Origin of the sequence: Flavobacterium sp., from assembly GCF_027484205.1 — a bacterium.
Taxonomy (GTDB): domain Bacteria; phylum Bacteroidota; class Bacteroidia; order Flavobacteriales; family Flavobacteriaceae; genus Flavobacterium.
Map to the genome: position 1 here is coordinate 97322 of NZ_JAIXUB010000026.1, position 21053 is coordinate 118374.

General features: G+C 30.1%; 19 protein-coding genes. 9 read left to right on the forward strand and 10 right to left on the reverse strand.

Features of this window, described 5'->3' with window-relative positions:
- Window positions 1-31 precede the first annotated feature (31 nt).
- The gene (locus Q0049_RS14300; protein WP_298121164.1) at window positions 32-2092 is read right to left on the reverse strand and encodes a S9 family peptidase; all 2061 of its coding nucleotides are present in this window, start codon (window positions 2090-2092) and stop codon (window positions 32-34) included.
- A 198-nt stretch (window positions 2093-2290) separates the two neighbouring features.
- Here Q0049_RS14300 and Q0049_RS14305 point away from each other — a divergent pair, with 198 nt between their 5' ends.
- Window positions 2291-2614: a YbaB/EbfC family nucleoid-associated protein gene (locus Q0049_RS14305; RefSeq protein WP_298121167.1), complete on the forward strand. Its 324-nt coding sequence runs from the start codon at window positions 2291-2293 to the stop codon at window positions 2612-2614.
- Window positions 2615-2749: 135 nt separating this feature from the next.
- On the opposite strand, the gene Q0049_RS14310 is transcribed toward Q0049_RS14305, so the two are convergent.
- On the reverse strand, window positions 2750-3775 hold the full coding sequence (locus Q0049_RS14310; RefSeq protein WP_298121170.1) for a low specificity L-threonine aldolase: 1026 nt from the start codon (window positions 3773-3775) through the stop codon (window positions 2750-2752).
- Between the two features lie 47 nt (window positions 3776-3822).
- Here Q0049_RS14310 and prfB point away from each other — a divergent pair.
- Window positions 3823-4918, forward strand: a protein-coding gene (gene prfB, locus Q0049_RS14315; RefSeq protein WP_298121171.1) for a peptide chain release factor 2 whose coding sequence is annotated in 2 segments (ribosomal slippage) — window positions 3823-3885 and window positions 3887-4918 — 1095 coding nt in all. Because the reading frame shifts where the segments join, the coding sequence is not laid out codon by codon here.
- Between the two features lie 26 nt (window positions 4919-4944).
- Window positions 4945-6180 carry a hypothetical protein gene (locus Q0049_RS14320; RefSeq protein ID WP_298121173.1) on the forward strand — a complete coding sequence of 412 codons (1236 nt, stop codon included), beginning with the start codon at window positions 4945-4947 and terminating at the stop codon, window positions 6178-6180.
- Between the two features lie 147 nt (window positions 6181-6327).
- Here Q0049_RS14320 and Q0049_RS14325 read toward each other — a convergent pair whose 3' ends face one another.
- From Q0049_RS14325 to Q0049_RS14345, 5 genes are all read right to left on the reverse strand, one after another.
- Complete coding sequence (locus tag Q0049_RS14325; RefSeq protein WP_298121175.1) at window positions 6328-6672, reverse strand: membrane-binding protein; 345 nt, start codon at window positions 6670-6672, stop codon at window positions 6328-6330.
- A gap of 153 nt (window positions 6673-6825) precedes the next feature.
- Entirely contained in the window at window positions 6826-7353 is a 528-nt protein-coding gene (locus Q0049_RS14330) for a hypothetical protein (RefSeq protein WP_298121178.1), read from the reverse strand.
- 146 nt (window positions 7354-7499) lie between these two features.
- Entirely contained in the window at window positions 7500-8723 is a 1224-nt protein-coding gene (locus tag Q0049_RS14335; protein ID WP_298121183.1) for a porin, read from the reverse strand.
- 84 nt (window positions 8724-8807) lie between these two features.
- Complete coding sequence (locus Q0049_RS14340) at window positions 8808-10136, reverse strand: inorganic phosphate transporter (RefSeq protein WP_298121186.1); 1329 nt, start codon at window positions 10134-10136, stop codon at window positions 8808-8810.
- 103 nt (window positions 10137-10239) lie between these two features.
- On the reverse strand, window positions 10240-10884 hold the full coding sequence (locus Q0049_RS14345) for a DUF47 domain-containing protein (protein WP_298121189.1): 645 nt from the start codon (window positions 10882-10884) through the stop codon (window positions 10240-10242).
- A 159-nt stretch (window positions 10885-11043) separates the two neighbouring features.
- Here Q0049_RS14345 and Q0049_RS14350 point away from each other — a divergent pair, with 159 nt between their 5' ends.
- The 4 genes from Q0049_RS14350 (at window position 11044) to Q0049_RS14365 (ending at window position 15482) form a co-directional block, all read left to right on the forward strand.
- Entirely contained in the window at window positions 11044-12672 is a 1629-nt protein-coding gene (locus Q0049_RS14350; RefSeq protein WP_298121190.1) for an acyl-CoA carboxylase subunit beta, read from the forward strand.
- Window positions 12673-12747: 75 nt separating this feature from the next.
- A complete protein-coding gene (locus Q0049_RS14355; protein ID WP_298121192.1) occupies window positions 12748-13152 on the forward strand; it encodes an RDD family protein in 405 nt (134 codons plus the stop codon).
- A gap of 41 nt (window positions 13153-13193) precedes the next feature.
- Complete coding sequence (locus Q0049_RS14360) at window positions 13194-13805, forward strand: hypothetical protein (protein WP_298121194.1); 612 nt, start codon at window positions 13194-13196, stop codon at window positions 13803-13805.
- 60 nt (window positions 13806-13865) lie between these two features.
- On the forward strand, window positions 13866-15482 hold the full coding sequence (locus Q0049_RS14365) for a M1 family metallopeptidase (protein ID WP_298121197.1): 1617 nt from the start codon (window positions 13866-13868) through the stop codon (window positions 15480-15482).
- A 1-nt stretch (window position 15483) separates the two neighbouring features.
- On the opposite strand, the gene Q0049_RS14370 is transcribed toward Q0049_RS14365, so the two are convergent.
- The 3 genes from Q0049_RS14370 to Q0049_RS14380 are packed head-to-tail and all read right to left on the reverse strand — an operon-like array spanning window position 15484 to window position 18047.
- Window positions 15484-15825 carry a hypothetical protein gene (locus tag Q0049_RS14370; RefSeq protein ID WP_298121199.1) on the reverse strand — a complete coding sequence of 114 codons (342 nt, stop codon included), beginning with the start codon at window positions 15823-15825 and terminating at the stop codon, window positions 15484-15486.
- A 16-nt stretch (window positions 15826-15841) separates the two neighbouring features.
- Window positions 15842-16885, reverse strand: coding sequence for an AMP-binding protein (locus Q0049_RS14375; RefSeq protein ID WP_298121202.1), 1044 nt, complete (start codon window positions 16883-16885; stop codon window positions 15842-15844).
- Window positions 16878-18047, reverse strand: coding sequence for a CPBP family intramembrane glutamic endopeptidase (locus Q0049_RS14380; protein ID WP_298121205.1), 1170 nt, complete (start codon window positions 18045-18047; stop codon window positions 16878-16880). Before Q0049_RS14380 ends, Q0049_RS14375 begins: the two co-directional genes overlap by 8 nt.
- A 66-nt stretch (window positions 18048-18113) precedes the next feature.
- Between Q0049_RS14380 and arsC the strand changes: the two genes are divergently transcribed.
- Window positions 18114-18455, forward strand: a complete 342-nt coding sequence (gene arsC, locus Q0049_RS14385) for an arsenate reductase (glutaredoxin) (protein ID WP_298121206.1) — start codon at window positions 18114-18116, stop codon at window positions 18453-18455.
- Window positions 18456-18555: 100 nt separating this feature from the next.
- Window positions 18556-21015: a TonB-dependent receptor gene (locus Q0049_RS14390; RefSeq protein WP_298121209.1), complete on the forward strand. Its 2460-nt coding sequence runs from the start codon at window positions 18556-18558 to the stop codon at window positions 21013-21015.
- Window positions 21016-21053: the final 38 nt, after the last annotated feature.

Sequence of the window (21053 nt, forward strand, 5' to 3'; positions counted from 1 at the left end):
GCTTGCCACAAAACCTTGCAAATTTAATAAATTAATTTTTAATTTTTTCTAAATCTAACAAAAAACTGAATTCCTTGGCAACTTCTTTAAGCGCTTCAAACCTTCCCGACGCTCCACCATGTCCAGCATCCATATTTATATCAAAATATAATTGCTTAGAATTTGTTTTTAAAGACCTTAGCTTTGCAACCCATTTAGCTGGTTCCCAATACTGTACCTGAGAATCATGTAATCCTGTTGCAATATATAAATTTGGATAATCTTGCTTTTTTACATTATCATAAGGCGAATAGGATAACATATAATCGTAATACTTTTTAACATTTGGATTACCCCATTCATCATATTCTCCAGTTGTTAGAGGAATTGTATCGTCTAACATCGTAGTTACAACATCCACAAATGGAACTTGAGCAATAACTCCATTATATAACTCTGGATTCATATTGATTATTGCACCAATTAATAATCCTCCAGCAGAACCACCTTCGGCATATAAATGTTCGGCAGAAGTATATTTTTCAGCAATTACATATTTGGAACAATCTATAAAATCAGTAAAAGTATTTTTCTTTTTTAATAATTTTCCGTTTTCATACCACATTCTTCCCATATCCTCACCTCCACGAATGTGAGCAATTGCATAGATAAATCCTCTGTCTAATAAACTTAATCGTGTTGTTGAGAAATAAGGTTCCATTGTCATTCCATACGAGCCATAAGCATACATTAAAAACGGATTTTTGCCGTTCAGCTCCACTCCTTTTCTATAAACCATCGACATTGGAATTTTTGTTCCGTCTTGAGCTGTTGCCCAAATACGTTCTTCTATATAATTATTTTTATCAAATTTTCCTCCAAGAACTTCTTGCTCTTTTAAGATAGTTTTTTCTTTGGTACGCATATTAAAATCAATCACTGATGACGGAATTGCCATAGATTGATAACCATAACGCAGAATTTCAGTATCGAAATCAATATTCGTTGTAGTGTAAGCGGTGTAAGTTTCAAGTTCGAAAGGCAAGTAGTATTCTCCTACTCCATTCCAAGGCATAATTCGGATTTTATTCAAACCATCAAAACGTTCAGAAACTACTAAATAATCTTTAAAAATGTCTATACCTTCTAATAAAACTTCTTCTCTATGCGGAATTAAATCAACCCAATTTTCCTTTGAAGTTTTATCTTCAGGAGTTTTCATCACTTTAAAATTGGTAGCATCATCTTTGTTGGTAAGAATATAAAAACTATCTTCATAATGCGAAATCGAATATTCTAACTCACGAGTACGTTTTTGAAAAATTTTAAATTCTTCATCTGGTGTTTCCGATAAAAGAATTTGAAATTCTGAGGTCAAAGTACTTTCAGAAGAAATAATCAAATATTTTTTTGACTTCGATTTATAAATTGAAACATTAAAAGTATCGTCTTTTTCGAAATAAACAACAACATCTTCCGATGGATTTGTGCCTAATTTATGTTTGTAAATTCTATCTGGTCTTAGAGTTACTTCATCTTTTCTTGAGTAAAATAGAGTCTTATTATCACTTGCCCATGTTGCACCACCAGTAGTGTTTTCAATTTTTAGAGGTAAGATTTCGTTGGTTTCTAAATTTTTAATTTGAATAGTATATTGACGTCTAGAAACCGTATCAACTCCAAAAGAAACCCATTGATTATCCTCACTTATACTAATTCCGTTCAAGTTAAAATAAGAATGTCCTTTTGCCATTTCGTTGCAATCAAACATTATTTCTTCATTGGCTTCTAACGAACCTTTTTTACGAGAATGAATTGGATAATCTTTACCTTTTTCAAATCTGGTAATGTAGTAATAACCATTGTAAAAATAAGGAACAGAAGCATCATCTTCCTTAATCCTTGCTTTCATTTCTTCGAATAAATCTTTTTGAAAGTCTTTAGTATGAGCCGTTGATTGATTGTAATAATCGTTTTCTTTATTCAAATAATCAATTACTTCAGGATTTTCTCTATCGTTTAACCAATAATAATTATCAATTCTAACATGTCCGTGTTTTTCAAGTTCATGTGGAATAATTTTAGCAATTGGCGGTTGTAATTCTTTACTCATAATAATTTTAAAATTCAAAGCAAATGTATTGCAAACTAATCTTTAATAAATGTTAACTGCTTAGATTGATATTAACATTCTTATTGACATTTTTTAACTTAATTATTTTATAATGCATAAAGTGTTATTGTATAATGAAATTGATTTTTGAAATTGATATTGAATATGCTAATTTTGCGAAACTAAATACTTAAAATTATGTTTGGAGATATCATGGGAATGATGGGTAAACTAAAAGAAACCCAACAAAAAATTGAAGAAACTAAGAAAAGATTAGATACTGTTTTAGTGGACGAACAAAGTAATGATGGCTTGTTAAAAGTAACGTTAAACGCCAACAGAAAAATCAAATCTATAGAAATTGACGAAAGTTTATTACAAGATAAAGAACAACTTGAAGATTATTTGATTCTTACTTTAAATAAAGCTATCGAAAAAGCAACAAACGTTAACGAAGCCGAATTAGGAGCCGTTGCCAAAGATGGAATGCCAAATATTCCCGGAATGGATATGTTTAAATAAAAATTATAAATTTCAAAAAACAAATCCCAGATAAGTTCCACTTTATAATATTTCAATTTTCAAAACAGTGAAGATTTGAATTTTAGAATTTGAATTTTGATATTTATTTAAAATTTGTTTTTTGAAATTTGTTTTTTAAAACTGCATTTTACTTAAAGCTTCCATAACATAGCTATGCATCACTTCTTTATAATCTAAATGGGTTACTATACGAAGTTTTCCCTGTCCCATAGAACTAATGTGGATATTTTTTTGTTTTAATTTTTCAATAACCCATTTGTCTTCTAACGATGGTCTTACTGAAAATATTAAGATATTAGTTTCAATAGGCTCTACTTTTTCAACCCAAGGAAGTGAACTCAATAATTCGCCTAATTCTTTAGCTCGTCGATGATCGTCTTCTAATCGAAGCATGTTGTGTTGCAAAGCATACATTCCTGCTGCAGCCAAATATCCTGATTGACGCATGCCGCCACCAAATATTTTTCTGATTCGGAGCGCGCGTTTCATATCGGCTTTTGTTCCTAATAATAAGGAGCCAATTGGAGCACCAAGTCCTTTAGATAAACAAACCGAAATAGTATCAAATAATTCTCCGAATTGCTTTGGATGTTGTTTTTTGGCAACCATCGCATTCCACAATCGAGCACCATCTAAATGATATTTTAAATTATTTTCAACACAAACTTGTTTTATTTTTCTTAATTCTGCTAAATCATAACAAGCACCACCACCTTTATTCGTGGTATTTTCAATACTTACTAAACTAGTCAAAGGTGCATGATAAAATTCGGGATCATTAATAGCGTTTTTAACTAAATCTGCGGTTATCATTCCACGTTTTCCATCGACTAAACAACAAGAAACACCACTATTGAAAGAAGCTCCACCACCTTCATAATGATAAATATGAGAATATTTATCGCAAATTACTTGTTCACCAGGTTGTGTATGGAGTTTAATTGCCGTTTGATTAGCCATAGTTCCACTCGGAAAAAACAATGCCGCTTCCATTCCAAATAATTGTGCAACAGCAGATTCCAACTCATTCACTGTTGGATCTTGCTTGTAAACATCATCACCTACTTTGGCGTTAAACATAAACTGCAACATTTCGTTGCTTGGTTTGGTTACAGTGTCACTAACTAAATTTATTTCCATATCAATTTCGGATGCATTACATTTGCGATTACAAAATTACATTATTTATGACAAATACCGAACAAATTAAAGGTATTGTAGAACGTCTTGGTGCGTTGAGGAGGTATCTTTGACATCGATGCTAAACTTATCGAAATAACCAACGAAGAGGAAAAGACCTTTGCGCCAGACTTTTGGAACAATGCCAAAGAAGCAGAACTGATTGTTAGAAACCTTCGTTCTAAGAAAAAATGGGTAGAAGATTTTGAAAAAGCAAATGAACTTGCTGAAGAACTTCAAATGACCTATGATTTTTACAAGGAAGGCGATGCAACTGAAGAGGAATTAGATTCTCAATACGAACTAACAAACAATCATTTAGAGGATATCGAATTCAGAAATATGCTTTCTGATGAAGGTGACAATTTAAGTGCTGTATTGCAAATTACTGCTGGTGCTGGAGGAACTGAAAGTTGCGATTGGGCTTCTATGTTGATGCGAATGTATTTAATGTGGGCAGAAAAACAGAAGTATAAAATAAAAGAATTAAACTTTCAAGAAGGAGATGTTGCTGGAATTAAAACGGTTACATTAGAAATTGAAGGTGATTTTGCTTTTGGATATTTAAAAGGTGAAAATGGAGTGCATCGATTGGTACGAATTTCACCATTTGATAGTAATGCAAAACGTCACACTTCTTTTGCATCGGTTTATGTTTATCCTTTGGTTGATGATACTATAGAAATTGAAATCAATCCTGCTGATATTGAAATTACAACCGCACGATCAAGTGGCGCTGGTGGACAAAATGTAAATAAGGTAGAAACTAAAGTACAACTAGTACACAAGCCAACAGGAATACAAATTCAATGTTCAGAAACGCGCTCGCAACATGATAATAGACAACGTGCTATGCAAATGCTACGCTCACAACTATATGAAATTGAGTTAAAAAAACAATTAGCACAAAGAGCAGATATAGAAGCTGGAAAAATGAAAATTGAATGGGGTTCACAAATTAGAAATTATGTAATGCAGCCTTATAAATTGGTCAAAGACGTTCGAACTGGAAAAGAAACTAGTGATGTTGACGGTGTAATGAACGGAGAAATTGACGGATTTTTAAAAGCTTATTTAATGATGATGGGGCAAAAAGAGGAATAAAAAAAAATAATCAAATAAATACAAAAATGAGAAAAAAACTATTACTATTAATGCTTTTATGCCTTGGATCGATTAATGCACAGATACATTTTGAAAAAGGATATTTTATTTTAAACAACGGCACAAAAACAGAATGCTTAATAAAAAATAGTGAATGGGATAATTCGCCTAGCAAAATATTTTATAAATTAAATGAAAGTTCAGAAGTTGTCAAATTAGATGTAACAGAAATTCTAGAGTTCAGTGTTTCAAATTCTATTAAATATGGACGTTTTGATGTAGAAATTGATGAATCATCTGAAAACTTAAATAAAATTGGAATTGAGAGAGAACCAACTTATGTAAAAAAAAATGTTCTATTGAAGTATTTAGTTGAAGGTAGTGCGAATTTATACTTATATTCTGTATCGAATACAGTGAAATACTTTTATTCAATAAACAACTCAAAACCAATACAATTAGTTTATAAAAAGTTCTTTTTAGCTGATAAACCTGATAAAATTAGAATTAACGATTCTTACAAACAACAACTTTTCAATAATATAAATTGCAAAAATGTTGATTTTAAAGAAATAGAAAAAATTGAATTTGAACAAAAACCATTAGAAAAATACTTTAATAAATTTAACGAATGTAAGGGTGATACTCTTCAAGTTGAAAAAAAATCAATTGTAAAGAATGTAGAAAGAAAGGGAAAATTAAAATTTGGACCCACATTTGGAATAAATCAAACATCATTAACAATTACAAATATTGATTTCAATGAACAAGAATTAGATTTTAAAAGTAGTACTGGATTGTGTATTGGATTAGAATTTGAATATATATTTTCTTTTTATAAAAACAAATGGAGCCTTTTATTAAATCCAAATTACAGTAAAAATAGCTCAACTGCAAATTACAATTTTTCCACTTTATCAGTTAATCTGAATGAAGATGTAGAATATGAAATTAAAACATTTGAAATACCTATTGGAATTAGACACTATATGTTTTTAAACGACAATTCTAAAATATTTTTAAATTTTGGAACCATTCTATCATTCAATAATGTTTCATCAATACAATCAAAAAACAACCCTAGTTTTGTACTTGATAAGTTCAAAAAAAATCAGCAAAATATTTTTCTTGGAATTGGTTATAGCCAAAATAAAATAAGTGGAGAATTTAGATATAATACAAAAATAGATCTTGATGAATATTTATTGAGAGAAAGTAATTTTAATAAATTTTCATTAATCTTTAAATATAACATTTTTTAACCCTATATTTGCATCGAGGATTCCGAAAGGAAGTTACACCTCACCACAATAGCCGATCGCTCCAGGTCGGCTTTTGTATTTTATAGACCTAACAAAAACAAAAAAGCCACCTTAAAAAGATGGCTTGCTTTATTTTATAATTTAGTATTAGTTTCCTGCTACAAAATTTGGTTTCAAATTAGTAACTGAAACAATAGTATTATTTGAATATGAAACTTCTTTAGTCGCAATAGAGTTGTCAAAATATTTCCATACTCCAGATTTTACTCCGTTTGTATATTCAGCAATTGTCTGAATTGTTCCGTTTTCTGCATAAGAAGTCCATTTACCATCAAGTTTACCATCTTTAAAGAATCCAACTTGTTGTACATTCCCATTATCATAGTAATATGTTGCTTTTACTGATTGTCCAACAACTTCTAATTGAGGCTCGCCTTTCGCAAAAGTTACTACTGAAACCAACATTAACGCAATTAAAATTATCTTTTTCATAAGTAGTTTGGGTTTTTAATTAATATTTCGATAACAAATATACATTTTATTTTACGATAAAAAAACTTTTACTTAACAATTTGATAACATTAGAGAAAAATTAACACTTTAGAAAAAGTAATGCCTATGAATTTCATCGGCATTACTATACAATTATTTCTTTTTTGCTTTAGCTTTCTTTTTAGATTTAGCTTTTTTCTTAGCTTGTTCTTTCTTTTTTGCTTTAGCCTTGTCTTTAGCTTTTTGCTTTTTAGCTTTCTCTTTCTTTTTAGCTTTCTTCTTTTTCTCTTTATCCTTCTCTTTTTGCTTGTCTTTCTTAGCTTTAGCTTTCTTCTTAGCTTTTTCTTTTTTCTCTTTTTCTTTAGCTTTTGATTTTTTTTCTTTTTCTGAGTCTTTCATAATTTCTGTGTTTTCGCTATTAACAGAAATCGTTTCTTCTTGAACTTCTTCTGCTTTTGCCTCTGTTACTGTTGCTTCTTTAACAACTTTTGATCTTGTTCGAGTTGGAGTAGCTTTTACTGTAGAAGTACTTGTAGCTCTTGTTCTAGTTCTAGTTCTTGTTTTTGGTTTTTCAGAAACTACTTCTTCATTTTTAGAATCAGTAATAATAGTCGCTGATTCTTGCAAATTTTCATTCGTTTCCAAATTGTTGTTTTCTTTGATTTCGTTTTTATTTATCATTGTGAAGTTATTTAATATTTACAAAATGTAAAATCAATGTAAATTTTACGTTAACAAAAATACAACATAAAACAATTGCCCAATGTTAAGTTTTCGATTTTGGTGAAAACTTAACATTGGGCAATAAAATTTTAAGTACTTAATTTTTAAATACCTATCTCAACTTGAAATCGTAAGTACCAATTATTTTTTGATGTTCCGTCATAGAAATCTAAAATATCATAATTGATTTCTCCTTGAACTTTAAAAGAATGTTCCCAAATATATCTTGTAAGACCTAAACTAAATTGTTTTGTATTTGGTGAAAGCATTTTAATATCTTCACCTACCTTTTGAATTGAATATCTACCGATAAACTCATAGTTGGTTTTTGTGTTATAACTCAATTGATAATCAAATCCATTTCCCACGAAGGCATAATTTGATTCAGATATATCTAATGGATTTACTGTTATAGCATTATCATTAGTAGTTCGTGACATATAACTTGTCATTGCAGCCCAACCATTATATTTAAACATTGCATCTAATAAAACGGATTTCATAGTGCGTTGTTCAAACAAATCATTACCTAATTGACCTTGTGTTCTACGAGCATGATTATTTTGCTGAAAAGCTCCAGAAATCATTAATTTGGGTTTCTTTTCTCTAATAACATCACCTTCAAAATAAGTTCCATCTTTTGAAAAAGCTCCGAATGGAAACAATTCAACTTTGCCTGTAACAGCAACTCCATCATCAGGATTATCTGTACTATTTCTGCCTTCTCCAGAAGAAATTGCCGTTTTAAAATTATAGGAAAATTTATCCTTAAACTCATTCATATTATGAACTTGGAATCCAAAATCTCTATCAATAGTAAACTTTGCATTATTTATAGTTCTATCTGTCAACTGCAAACCTCCAGAAGAATTCACACGTTGTCTGTTTCCCGGTAATTTTGTTTGTCCAAAACTAATATTCCAATGATTATTTGGACGATAGAAAACAACAGCATCACGAATTATATTTAGATTTTCACCTTCTTGAATTTCTCCAACATCACCAGGAGCAAAAGATAATTGAATTGCATAAAGAAACTTTGGATTTCCTACATAACCATCAAAACGCAACCTCAAACGACGAATTTGTCCATCATAAGCACCATTTTCTCCATCATTTTCAATGTAAGTAACTCTATTTTGCATTCTAAAACGAATATTCAATTGAAATAAACTATCAGGTGAAGTTAGTCCTAAACCTTTACCAAAACTATAATAAGGTAATGCAGATAGTTTTAAATCATTATCATTTTTAGATTGATTTATAGTTATTTGAGCATTTGAAAAACTAATAAAAAAAAGACAAATGGATAAAAAAAGTAATCTCATTTTTTGTGTGATTTGATAAAGGCAAATATAAAAAAACTCCCAAAGAAATAACTTCATTTGGGAGTTTATATAAGAAAGTATTATTTAAAATAAATGAATAAAATAATAAACCAAAGCCGCCAAAACTGCCGAAACTGGAATGGTTAAAACCCAAGCCCAAAGTAATTTAACAGTTACACCCCAACGAACAGCAGAAACTCTTTTAGTAACTCCTACTCCAATGATTGAACCTGTAATAGTATGTGTAGTTGAAACTGGAATTTTAAAATGTTCTGTTGTAAATAAAGTCAAAGCACCAGCTGATTCAGCAACAACACCTTCAAAAGCGGTAACTTTTGTAATTTTAGAACCCATGGTTTTAACAATTTTCCATCCACCACTTAAAGTTCCTAATGCAATTACTGTATAACAAGTTAGCGGAATCCATTCTGGCATCAAACCATCAACATGAACACCATTAACATCTGAAGGAAGTTTAACATTTAAGTCAAGCCAAAATCCTGATAAATTAAAATTAGGATTGTCTTTTATAAACACCGCAACAGCAGCAGCAATAATTCCCATCACTTTTTGTGAATCATTACCACCATGACCTAAACTAAATGCGGCTGATGATAAAAGTTGCATTTTCTTTAAAACTTTTTCAGCCGTAGCTGTAGAAAAACTACTAAAAAACAGGTTGAAAATTGCTAGACTATAAAAAATGAAGGCTACTAAAAACCATTTTATATTATGTGGTTCAGTAATAACACTCCAAAAATGACTTTCAAATCTTGGTTTCTCGATATCTTCATAGTTAACCATGACAGAAACTAAAAACCAGCCAACTAGTAACATTAAAACAACAGTTACAATTTTTGGATAAATATTTTTCTTTGAAGAATACATTAACCAAATAGACATGAAATAGGATATAATCATTCCCAACAAAGGAGCAAATACAATAAATAAGATAACAATTACAATACCTGAAGGCAATAATTCACCTTCTTTTGCCGCTTTAAACCAGTTGACAATTTTAAAACCAGCATGTTCAGGATCAGTTACACTGGATAATCCGTGCGCAATTGCTGCTCCAGCAAAACCACCAATCAAGGTATGTGATGATGATGAAGGAATTCCTTTTAACCAAGTAATAATATTCCAAATAATAGCCGCAATAACACCAGCTAAAATTACTGTTAAATCAATGCTACTTGTGTGAGCCGTTTTTGCAACTGTATCGGCAACACCAAATCCGAAAACCCAGTAGGCTAAAAAGTTAAAAAAAGCTGCCCAAAGAACCGCTTGAAAAGGAGTTAATACTTTAGTAGCAACGATAGTCGCAATTGAGTTTGCTGCATCGTGAAAACCGTTGATATAATCAAATACTAAAGCTAGAAAAATAATTACTATAAGTAAAGTAAAATCCATTTTTTTAAATAAAAATTAAGGATTAAAAATTAAAAAAAATGAGAACCTAATTTTTAAATCAATACAAATTAATTTTAATTCTCAATTTTAATTTTTAATTGATTTACGAGTGTTTAACTGAAATTTGCTCCATTACATTAGAAACACTCTTACATTTATCAGATGCCATTTCAAGAGCCGATAGAACTTCCTTATATTTAATGATGTTTTTAGCATCAGTTTCATTTTCAAAAATATCAGCTACAGCTTTATCAAAAACAACATCAGCTTTACTTTCAAGTTTATTGATTTTTTTGCATGTTTCCTTGATCATTTTGATATTATTCATATCTTTCAATTGCTTGATACCTTCACCTATTAACTGACAAGCTTCTAAGTTTATCTCTGTCAATTTTCTGATTGATTTAGTAATTTTATCAACTTGATATAATCTTATTCTACTTGCTGCACCGTGCATATTATCAGCAACATTATCAATAGATTTTATAAGAGCATGAATATCTTCTCTATCAAATGGAGTAATGAAGTTTTTACTCAATTCTAAGTGTGTTTTATGTGTAATTTCTTCAATTGTAGCTTCAAGTTCTTCTATTTTTTTAAAATACTCTTCACGTTCAGCTTTAGGTGCATTTACAGCTTCATGTAAAGTGTTTGCTAGAATAATTAAATTTGCTGCTGCTTGTTCAAATAATGGAAAGAACTTTTTATCTTTCGGAACAAAAAATTGAAAAATACTGTTTAGTGTCATTAGGTATAAAATTTTATGCAAATGTATTCAACTAATATTAAGAGAATGTTAAGTTACACGAAAACTAGGTAAATAAATTTATTTGTGATTTTTATAGAACTTTTCTGTTTTTTCAAACGTTTTCGTACTTTAGCAAAAATAAAATTAAGCTAACATTTTATGGATTTAAACTTCAACAAAAACGAAGATCATAACAAACTTTTATTATCTGATTTAAAGCAAAAATTTGCCAAAGTTAAACTTGGTGGTGGCGAAAAACGTATCGAAAAACTTCATGCGGAAGGCAAAATGACCGCACGTGAACGCATCGATTATTTACTTGATAATAAATCAAATAGCATTGAAATTGGAGCCTTTGTTGGAGACGGAATGTATGCGGAACATGGTGGTTGTCCTTCTGGTGGCGTTGTCGTAAAAATAGGATATATTTCAGGAAAACAATGTATAGTTGTTGCCAATGACGCTACTGTAAAAGCTGGTGCTTGGTTTCCAATTACAGGAAAGAAAAACCTTCGTGCGCAAGAAATTGCAATGGAAAATCGCCTTCCAATTATCTATTTAGTCGATTCTGCTGGAGTTTATTTGCCAATGCAAGACGAAATTTTCCCTGACAAAGAACATTTTGGTAGAATTTTTAGAAATAATGCGATAATGTCTAGCATGGGAATTACACAAATTGCCGCTGTTATGGGAAGTTGTGTTGCAGGTGGAGCTTATCTTCCAATTATGAGTGACGAAGCTATGATTGTTGATAAAACTGGAAGTATTTTTCTAGCCGGAAGTTATTTAGTAAAAGCAGCCATTGGCGAAAATATTGATAATGAAACACTTGGAGGAGCAACAACGCATTGCGAAATTTCAGGTGTTACTGATTATAAAGCTAAAGATGATAAAGATGCTTTAGACCGAATTAAAAGTATTGTTGGAAAAATTGGAGATTATGAAAAAGCCGGTTTCAACAGAGAAAAACCTCAAAAACCTGCCTTAAAAGAAGAGGATATTTATGGTATTATTCCTAAATCCCGTTCTGATCAATATGATATGATGGAAGTTATCAAACGATTGGTTGATAATTCTGAAATGGATATGTATAAAGAAGATTACGGAAAATCAATCATTACTTGTTATGCTAGAATCGATGGTTGGGCAGTTGGAATTGTAGCTAATCAACGTACAGTTTCTAAAACTAAAAAAGGTGAAATCCAATTTGGAGGTGTTATTTATTCCGATTCTGCCGATAAAGCCACTCGTTTTATTGCCAATTGTAACCAAAAGAAAATTCCACTAGTATTCTTGCAAGATGTAACTGGTTTTATGGTTGGTTCCAAATCAGAACATGGCGGAATTATTAAAGACGGAGCCAAAATGGTAAATGCAGTTTCAAATTCTGTAGTTCCAAAATTTACTGTTGTTATTGGAAATTCTTATGGCGCAGGAAATTACGCTATGTGCGGAAAAGCTTATGATCCAAGATTAATTTTTGCTTGGCCGAGTGCCGAATTAGCCGTTATGGGCGGAACTCAAGCCGCTAAAGTATTAGCTCAAATTGAAGCTTCATCACTAAAAGCAAAAGGAGAAACAGTTGATGAAACGGTTGAAAAAGAATTATTTGATAAAATCAAAGCAAGATACGATGCTCAAGTTTCTCCATATTATGCAGCATCAAGACTTTGGACAGACGCAATAATTGATCCATTAGAAACAAGAACTTGGATTTCTATGGGAATTGAAGCTGCTAACCACTCGCCTATTGAAAAGAAGTTTAATTTGGGAGTCATTCAGGTTTAATATTAGATATCAAATTTTAGATATTAGATTTATACAAACTTATTATTCCTATAAATAGTCATAACGTTTGAATTAATGAAGTTAGCAAAGAAAAGAGATAGAATTTTATCCTTTATAATTGATTTTTTAATTTACAGTGTTATCATTTTAATCTTCGGATATTTCTTCGGAGAAAAAAATGAAAACGGATACCACATAACAGGTTTTCCTGCTTTCATTGTGTTTCTAATTGGATTAGGTTTGTGGCCATTAAATGAAGCTTTTACTGGTCAAACCTTTGGAAAAATGATTGTTGGACTGAAAGTAATAAACAAAACCAACACTAAAGATATTAGCGGAACACAAGCTTTTGTAAGATTTGGAATGGGTTTCTTTGATTGTTTTTTTATTATTGGATTAATTGTAGCGTCATCTAATAAAAACAAGCAACGAATAGGAGATTTAGTTGCAGATTCAATCGTAATTGATATTAATAAATAGTTCGAAGGCAATCTAATAAATTTAACCTCTTTATGAAACATATGAAAGTATTTATTCTTTTAATTTTTTTTCTGCTTCTTTCTTGCAACAATTATAAATCAGAAAATCAAATAGAAATTAATACTGAAAAAGAGATTTCTAAAAATGAACTACTATTTAAAAATTGGTTAATTAAAAAACAAAAAACAATTTTAAAAAAACTTAATTTAAATGATATTTCTAAATTAAACTCAAAAACATTACGTATTTGGAGATTTCCAGGCGGAGGTGCAGTTTTTCAAGAAATTTACGAATTGAATATTGATAAAGAAGAACTAAAATTATACTCTTCTTTAATAGAAAATGTAAATTCAATTGAAACAAAAGAATTATCCAAATTAGAATACCAAAAAGTTATAAAAAATAAAGAATTAACTGAAAACCTAATCAAATTTTCAAAAGAAAAATCAATACTAAAATTTAAAAATATTGAAGAATATTGTAAAAATCATTTAGGTTGTGGAGATTCATTTTTGATTGAATATAAAGATAATTTGGAACGAAATACATTCAGTATTGATGAAGGAATAAAGAAATGTCAAAATAAAAATACTGAAAGCCCTAAACAATTATTAGAATTAATTGAAAAAATGGTTTTTGAGTATGGTAACTAATATAAAATCAAGTAACAAATCCCAAAAACCAACTACTAATCAATTTTAAATCACATCATCATGAAAAAAATCTTTATTATTGGTTTAACTTTTATTGGTTTTCAATCTGTATTTTCACAAAACTTTACCCGTAGAGATTCACTTCAAGGTGGTTTGCGTCCTGAAAGAACGTGTTGTGATGTGCAACGTTATGATTTGAATATCAAAATAAATCCTGACGAAAAAACAATCGTAGGTTACAATGAAATTGCTTTCAAAGTAGTTGAAAAAACTTCTAAAATTCAAGTAGATTTATTTGAGAACATGCAAATTGACAGTATCGTTCACAACAATAAAAAACTAGAATACAAACGTGATTTCGATGCCGTTTTTATTGATTTTCCAATTGGTTTAACTGCAAATTCATCTGAAAAAATCCGCTTTTATTATTCAGGGAAACCTAAAGTTGCCAAAAATGCGCCTTGGGATGGTGGTTTTGTTTTCAAAAAAGACAAACAAGGAAAACATTGGATAGGTGTTGCTGTTCAAGGAACTGGAGCAAGTTTATGGTATCCAGTAAAAGATTCGCAAACCGATGAACCTGATTTAGGCGCAACAATAAAAGTGGCTGTTCCTAATGGTTTGATGAATGTTTCTAATGGAAGATTTATCGGAAGTGAAGATTTGAAAAATGGTTATACGCGTTGGGATTGGGAAGTTAAAAATCCGATAAACAATTATGACATTACAATAAATATTGCTGATTATGCTCATATTCATGACAATCACAATGGTTTAGATTTAGATTATTATGTATTGCGCGACAATGAAGAAACGGCTAAAAAACATTTTGAAGAAGTAAAACCAATGATGGATTGTTTCCAATCTAAATTTGGAAAATATCCTTTTGCTGAAGATGGGTATAAATTGGTGGAAACTCCTTATTTAGGTATGGAACACCAAAGTGCTGTAGCTTATGGAAATAAGTACAAAAAAGGTTATATGGGAAGTGATTTATCCATGTCTGGAGTAGGTTTACTTTTTGATTATATTACGATTCACGAAAGTGGTCACGAATGGTTTGGAAACAGCATTACGTCGTCTGATATTGCTGATATGTGGATTCATGAAGGATTTACACAATATTCTGAATTAGTGTATATTGAATGTCAGTTTGGCTATGAAAAAGCAATGAAATATGCCAAAGGTTTAAAAACGAATGTGAGAAACGATAGACCAATTATTGGCACTTGTTGTGTAAACAATGAAGGTTCGGGCGATATGTATCCAAAAGGTGCTTTACTATTGAATACCTTACGTCATGTGATTAATAACGATGAATTATGGTGGAAAATCATTCTGAAATATTCTGAAACCTATCGTCATAAAATTATTGATACACCAACAGTAATTGCGTTTTTCAATCAAGAAAGTAGCATGAACCTTACTCCTATTTTCAATCAATATTTGAGTTACAAAAAAATTCCTGCTTTGGAATTAAAATTCAATAAAAAGAAATTAGAATTTCAATGGAAAACAGATGTTACTGATTTCAATATGCCAATTGACATCAAACTTAACGGAAAAGAAATTAGAATTGAACCAACAAACAAATGGAAAAAGTCAAAATTCAAAATCAAATCATTAGATGAAGTTGAAGTTTTAAACAATGAGTTTTTTGTTCATGTATGGAAATAGTTTAAAACTTACCATAAAAACTAGTAATATCAAAATAAACTATTTTTTCTTCTCCATTAGATGTCATGATTTTCATAGTATCGTAATGTTTTCCGTTTCTAGAACCTGAACCTTGACTTATCAATTTAAATCCAGGATACATTTCATTTAACTTAGAATAAACTTTACTAACACCACTCATTTCATCTTTAGCTTTAATAATTACAGCTTTTTCATAAGAAGAACCATCATTAGCCATCTTCACAACAGAAGTACCTTTTGAATCAGCAACTGCATCTGTATTTTTTGTGGAAGAACAAGAAATAAAAAATACAGTAACTAAAACAAACATAATTTTTTTCATAATATTTAAATTTAATTTAAACCAAACTCTCTTTTCTCAAAACCTTTCCGTTTTCTGTTTCTTTGAAATTATTTACAAATACAATTTCTTTTGGACGTTCATATTTATCTAATTCTTCAAAAATAACTTTATCAATATCAAACGAAGTTCCTTCAACTACTAAAACTACTTTTTCACCAAGTTCAGTATCTTCTTTTGAAGCGATAAAAAATCTTCGGTCAATTTTTCCATCTAACTTTTTCTCCACTTGTTCGGGCATAATCTTAACGCCGCCACTATTAATAATATTGTCAATTCTACCTAAAAACAAAAATTGATTTTCATTTACTAGTTCAACTAAATCATTAGTTACAACAGTATCTTCAGCAATAATATTTGGCGCATGAATGACTAAACAGTTTCTTTCATCATAGCTAATAGTAACTTTTGGTAAAACGGTAAATACCTTCTCACCTACTTTTTTTGCTGCAATATGCGTAATGGTTTCAGTCATTCCATAGGTTTCATAAACATCTGTTGGAAGCTTCATCAAATCTTTTTCTAATCCTTTGCTAATTCTTGCGCCACCAACAATAAGTTTTTTTACATTTTTTAGTTCTTTCAATGAATTTTGAGCTTGCATTGGAACCATTGCGGCAAAATCGTAGCTTTCCTCTAAATTTTCCATTGGATGTGAACTTGGCGCAACATAATCTAAATCTAAACCAAGAATAATAGAACGTATCAACATCATTTTTCCAGCAACATATTTAACTGGAAGACATTGTAAGGCTTTATTTCCTGAATTTAAACCAAAGAAATCACCAGTTGCTAGTGCTGAATTTACCATGGCTTGTTTTTCAACGCGAATGGTTTTTGGTGTTCCTGTTGATCCTGAAGTTTTCATTTCGATATAAGTTTTTCCATCAAACCAATCTAAAAGAAAATCACCTACAGGTTTTTCCCAATCTTCTCCTTCTTTTATAAAACTATATGCCACACGACACAAATCCTCTTTATTCAAATGGAAACCATTTAATTTAAAAGAATTGTGAACATTTTCGTAAGTTGGGTTATTCATTTTTTTGAGTTTTTAGAGTTAAATCATTCTTTATTTCGCCAGTAAGTTTTTCTTTCCAATTGTGCCAATTGTATTTTTTACCAAAAACTAACAATAATATTGGAAAAACAATTAAAACAGGAACCAAAACATCAAAACCTGCTGAAGGTTGAGATACATCTTTAAAAACAGAATGAGTTTGCAAAGCAGACCAATCGGAAGTTACTAACAATGCACCAACAAGATTATTAGCGGCATGAAAACCTAAAGCCAATTCCATTCCGTCGTCCATTAGTGTTATTATTCCTAAAAACAAACCTGTTCCGATGTAATAAATCATTATAACATTACCCATTTTTTCAACTTCTGGATTAAAATAATGCATTCCACCAAAAATCAGAGAAGTTATCAGCAATGGAGTAAGTTTACTTTTACTTCTTTCATAAAGTCTATTATAAAAAAATGATTCAAAAAAATTTAATTTTGTTAAAGCTAAGTCTATAAAAAAGATAACCAATATTGTCAAAATAGTTACAAAAATTTGAAGTAAAAAAAATAATTGAATAGCAAATAACTTTTCAATTAAAAATTCAAATAATAAATATATTGGAACAAATAATAAAGAGTAAAAAATTCCAATTATAAATTTTTTCTGCAAAGAACCATTAGCAAATCCTTGCATCAAATATCCTCTAAAAATATATTCCTCAGTACTTGTTTGAATTGGAATCAGAACAACTCCAATAATGAATAAAATCAAGAAAGGAACTGGTTTAAAATTCCAAACTAATTCATTTGGTTCTAAATAAACAGCTAAAACAGTGGAAGCAATTGTAAACAAAGTCCAAATTCCAAAGGCAAAGAAAACCCTACTCCAATCAACTTTTGAACGCGACGTTGTAACCGACAAAAAAGATTGCTTATGAAAATATTTTACCCAAAAATACAACGCACCTAAAGCAAAGGCAAACGAAATGAGCATTAAAAATAAGAATACATTTGGTTCTAAAAGTTGTAAAATTTCTTGCGTTGTTTTTGGCATTTTACCATCATCAAGACCTTTAATAAGTAAGGCAATTCCAAGAGGTATTTGACCTATAAATGAGGCGAAAATCACCACAATTGAACCAACAATATATTTCCAAAACTCGTTTTCTTTTTTAATTCCTTGTTGTATAAACATAGCTTTTAATATTTCGACTAAGTTAAAATATTTATTGCAAATTTCTTTACTTTGTAATAAAAAATAATGATAACAATTTACCATAATCCACGATGTGGAAAATCTAGAGAATGTATAGCATTTGTTGAAAATTCTAAACAAGAATTTGAAGTTGTAAAATATCTTGAAAATCCATTAACATTCAAAGAATTAGAAACTATAATTAAAAAATTGAATATCAAACCAATTGAACTCATCAGAACAAAAGAATCAATTTGGGTAGAACGTTTTAAAGGTAAAACACTAACCGACAAAGAAATCGTCCAATCTATGGTTGATTTTCCAATTTTAATGGAACGACCTATTGCTGTAAAAGGAAATAAAGCAGTAATTGCAAGACCATTTGAGCGAGTAAACGAAATTATTTAGATTAATTCAATTTTACTTTTAACAAACCTTTGTGATTTGAAGGTTAAACGAAAGTTTATTTTTGCAGTCAAATGTTTTATAATAAAAAACAAAAGATTGTATGAAAATCATTAAATTATTTTTTACTGTTGCGCTTATTTTTACCACTTTTTTAAATTATTCGCAAGAAAAACAACAAGGTCCAAAAGTTAAAGTCAGCGGAAAAGTAGTTGACAAAATTTCAAATCAACCCTTAGAATATACTTCGGTTTCTTTGACAAACACACTAACTAATAAAGTCTCTGCAGGCGGAATTACAGATGATAAAGGTAATTTTAGTTTTGATGCTTCACCTGGAACTTACGATATTAAAGTAGATTTTATTTCGTTCAAACCTTTAGAAATTAAAGGCAAAGTGATTACTGGAACGACAAATCTTGGCACAATTACTCTTCAAGAAGATTCTAAACAAATTGAAGAAGTTGTAATTCGTTCTGAGAAAACTACTGTTGAAATTAAACTTGACAAAAAAGTATATAATGTTGGGCAAGATTTAATGGTAAAAGGTGGAACAGTGAGCGACGTTTTAGACAATATTCCGTCGGTAACTGTTGACGCAGAAGGAACTGTAAGCTTAAGAGGAAACGAAAATGTTAGAATTTTAATTGACGGAAAACCTTCAAATGCTATCAATGTTACAGATGCTTTAAAATTAATTCCAGCTGATGCCATAGATAAAGTTGAAGTTGTAACCAATCCATCAGCTAGATATGATGCTGAAGGTGGCGGTGGAATTTTAAATATTGTACTTAAAAAAGGAAAAACAAATGGTTTAAATGGAACTATAATTGCAACAACTGGTTATCCAGACAATCATGGTTTGAGTGGAACTATAAACTATAAAACAGAACAATTTAATTTGTTTACTACGCAAGGTTACAATTACAGAGACAATCCTGGAAATGGTATTTTTGAAACAGAATATCTTAACGACGATAATACAACAAGTGGTTATATAGACGAAAGTAGAACTAACACACGTTTAGGAAAAGGATACAACGGTAACTTTGGTTTTGATTGGTATTTAGATGATTCTACAACATGGTCTAATGCTTTAAACTACAGAAAAAATAGCGGTGATAATCGTGATAATGTTTTTCAAGATTATTTTGATGCTTCAAAAACGTATCTTTCAACTACAAACAGAATCAATCAAGAGGACAGCAATAGTGAAAACGTTGAGTTTACTACAGGTTTAGTTAAAAAGTTTAAAAGAGATGGTCATAAATTAACTATCGATGGTTCGTTTTCACAAAATATGGATTTGAATACTTCATTTATTACTGACAAAAACAACTTAAATTCAGATGTAATAATCGATGAATCTTTGAATGACCAAAAACAAAACAGAAATTTAATTCAAACGGATTATGTTTTACCCTTTGGAAAAGGAAGTCAATTTGAAGCAGGTTATCGTGGTGATTTTAGTGAATTGACAACAAAATATGCTGTTTTTAATGATGGTATTGCAAATGATGATTTAACAGATGTCGTTGGATATAAAGAACATGTAAATGCACTTTATACGCAATATGGAACAAAAGTAAACAAGTTTTCATTCTTGTTTGGACTACGTTGGGAAGATTCAAATATTACTATTTCATCGGAAAATGCAGGTTTATCGAACAATAAAAAATACAATAATTTTTTTCCGAGTGCTTTTACCACTTATGAACTAAACAAAGAATCTAGCATTTCATTAAGTTACAGCAAGAGAATTCAACGTCCAAGAGGAAGACAAATCATTCCTTTCAATAACCTTTCTAGTAACATCAATACATTTATTGGAAATCCTGATTTGAATCCTTCCATGACTGATGCGCTAGATTTTGGATATTTAACTAAAATTGGAAAAGTAACTTTGAGTACATCGCTTTATGTAAATAAAACAAATGATGTTATCCAAATGGTACGAAAAGAATCTGGTTTGACAACAACAACCGGAATACCATTAATTGTCTCAACTCCAGTCAATCTGGCAACTGAATACAGAACAGGATTTGAATTTACTTTGAATTATTCTCCTTACAAATGGTGGAAATTAAATAGTAATTTCAATTTCTTCAATATCAAAACAGAAGGTGATTACACTTACACAAATTTTGCTGATGTTGTTGTTACACAAAATTTTGATAATACGACAAGCTCATGGTTTACACGTTTAAATTCTAAAATTTCATTGCCTTATAAAATCGATTGGCAAACAAACTTAACTTACAATGGTCCACAAGATACAAGACAAGGAAGAGTATATGGAATTTTTGCAGCTAATCTAGCGTTCAGTAAAGATGTTTTAAAAGATAAGGCAACTGTTGCATTAAGTGTTAATGATTTATTAAACTCTAGAAAAAGAATATTTGATAGTTATAGCGCAGGTGAATTTGATTCTCATACGGAAATGCAGTGGAGAGAAAGACAAATTACACTTTCATTTACTTACAGATTTAATAAATCTAAAAACGATAGAGAAAAACCTAAAAAGTCAATGCAAGAGAACGGCGATGGCGGTGGTGATTTCTAAAAATCAAAGCATAAAAAAAGTCCCAATTTCTGGGACTT